The organism is Streptomyces sp. (genome assembly GCF_050698815.1).
In the GTDB taxonomy this organism is placed as follows: domain Bacteria; phylum Actinomycetota; class Actinomycetes; order Streptomycetales; family Streptomycetaceae; genus Streptomyces.
The window spans coordinates 1-2,001 of the sequence record NZ_JBOHCV010000788.1 but is presented as its reverse complement, the minus strand read 5'-3'; the positions used below and the strand labels follow the sequence as shown (position 1 = coordinate 2,001).

Below are 2,001 nucleotides of genomic sequence, written 5' to 3'. Positions count from 1 at the left end.
CCGGACAACATCGGTGACTCCAAGCCGCCGGTGAAGCTGGACACCCAGGCCGCGGGCCTCCGACTCGCAGAGGGGGCGAAGCTGGCGCCGTCCAAGGTGCTGGACATCAAGTTCGTCACCGAGGACCTGGGCGGCGAGGAGCGCCGCGAAGACAGCACCGGGAAGACGAAGTTCACGCTCCAGGCCGAGGTGCTGTTCCCGAAGAACAGCTGGAAGCTCAACTCCGGCGCGAAGTCCCGTATCAAGGACATCGCCGACGAGGTCGAGACGCAGAAGGCCACGGAGCTCAACGTCTTCGGCTTCACCGACAACCTCGGCTCCTACGCACACGGCAAGACGCTCTCCAAGAAGCGCGCCAACGCCGTCCAGCAGGCGCTGGCCAAGGAGTTGAACTCGACGATCGCCTTCAACGTACGCGGCTACAGCGAGGACTACCCGATCGCGGACAACAACACCGAGGACGGCCGCGAGAAGAACCGTCGCGTCGAGGTCTCGTTCCCCCGCGAGGAGTGACGCGGCAGCCGGGAGGAGCACAGGCGAGACGCACGTCACATTCGGCCCTGTCACATCCGGGTGGCGCTGTTCCGTCAAGGAGGTGTAATCACCGACGACGGCACACGGGAGCGCACCATGGATGCTCGTTTGAACCTCTTCGGCAACCCGGTCGCAGGTAAGTTGCTGGGGCACATCACCTCGGCGGTCAAGGTGGTCTCGGACTCGACTCTGCCGGCCGCGACGCAGCAGTTGGTGATGCTGCGCGCCAGTCAGATCAATGGCTGCGGTTTCTGCACCGACATGCACGCCAAGGACGCCGCGTACGCCGGGGAGACCGCCACGCGACTCCACATGGTCGCGGCCTGGCGGGAGGCCAAGGTGTTCACGGAGCCCGAGCGGGCCGCCCTGGAGCTGGCGGAGCAGGGCACCCGTATCGCCGACGCGGCCGGTGGTGTCACGGACGAGGCCTGGGCGAATGCCGCCAAGCACTACGACGAGGACCAGCTCGCCGCCTTGGTGTCTCTCATCGCCCTCATCAACGCCTTCAACCGCGTGAACGTCATCGTCCGGCAGCCTGCCGGCGACTACCAGCCGGGCCAGTTCGGATAACGAGCGGAGCCGGACGGCCCGGGACTGCTGTGGCTTGCTCCTTCGCTCCACGACGGCTCAAGCCACAGCTCAGCCGATCGGGCGGATCTCGTTACGTACGGCCCGCTGCCAGTCGGTGCGGAGCAGGTCCAGCTGGGCGAGGTCGCCCTGGGTCCAGCTCGTGCGGTCCGCGACGAACCGTCGGATGGCCTCGTTGGCCTCCGCGACGGAGGGAACGTCAGAAAGTGACTGAGATGTCGGGGACATGTGAACAAGTTTAGGGGCTCCCGCTGACACCGGCAGCCAAATAGTGGGGGATATAGGTCACGCGACACCATCCCGCCCCTGTAAACCGCGAACGCGGTGAGTCGCGTCCGGCTCTCGGGGTCGGCGTCCGAAAAATCTGCTTCGACCGGGAATGCGACCCTGACCCCAGGCGTTGAGGGGGGTGAGGGCATGGATGGTGGAACAGAGTCCTCGGGCGCCACCTCATCGCCCGTGGGGAAGATCGTTCGGCTGAAGCCCCGCGGAGCTTTCCCGCCGAGAGGCGACCGCCACCGTCGGTGCCCGCCAGAAGACCGGCGCCGGTCAGGAGGCCCCCCGTCCTGGTCGGCGCCTCCCCGTGTCTCGGGCGCTCGCCCGTCAGCCCCCGTCAGCCCCCCCCGTCAGGCCACCACCGGTACCGCGTCAGCCCGGCAGTCGGCGCACCGCGCGTCGGGGTCATGGCTTCTGATCGCCCGCTCGCATCCCTCGCAGGTCACCAGCGGTGCTTGGCGTGGTGCCGGCGGCGGTGGGGAATCGGCGGGCAGCGGTGGCGGGAGGAGCACGCTCAGGCGGTGCTCCAGGAAGCGGGCGGGGTGGTGGATCGGTACGGGCTCGGGGGGCAGGTTCGCGGTGAGGGTCCGGGTGATCTGCGCG

At 68.0% G+C, this 2,001-nt stretch carries 3 protein-coding genes and 1 pseudogene; 2 read left to right on the top strand and 2 right to left on the bottom strand.

Annotated elements, in window-relative coordinates:
- Together ACRDP3_RS28330 and ACRDP3_RS28325 are read left to right on the top strand one after the other, a co-directional pair.
- Positions 1-513: OmpA family protein (locus ACRDP3_RS28330; protein WP_431519878.1), on the top strand; the 513-nt coding region annotated here is incomplete at its 5' end.
- 117 nt (positions 514-630) lie between these two features.
- Positions 631-1,104 carry a carboxymuconolactone decarboxylase family protein gene (locus ACRDP3_RS28325; RefSeq protein ID WP_431519877.1) on the top strand — a complete coding sequence of 158 codons (474 nt, stop codon included), beginning with the start codon at positions 631-633 and terminating at the stop codon, positions 1,102-1,104.
- 69 nt (positions 1,105-1,173) lie between these two features.
- On the opposite strand, the gene ACRDP3_RS28320 is transcribed toward ACRDP3_RS28325, so the two are convergent.
- On the bottom strand, positions 1,174-1,350 hold the full coding sequence (locus ACRDP3_RS28320; protein WP_431519876.1) for a hypothetical protein: 177 nt from the start codon (positions 1,348-1,350) through the stop codon (positions 1,174-1,176).
- Between the two features lie 398 nt (positions 1,351-1,748).
- A pseudogene (locus tag ACRDP3_RS28315) lies at positions 1,749-2,001 on the bottom strand (helix-turn-helix domain-containing protein); the annotation flags it as partial.

What these genes read in the sequence shown, in the direction of transcription:
- ACRDP3_RS28325 (WP_431519877.1), top strand. Translation starts at nt 631, where the DNA reads ATGGATGCTCGTTTGAACCTCTTCGGCAACCCGGTCGCAGGTAAGTTG.
- ACRDP3_RS28320 (WP_431519876.1), bottom strand. Translation starts at nt 1,350, where the DNA reads ATGTCCCCGACATCTCAGTCACTTTCTGACGTTCCCTCCGTCGCGGAG.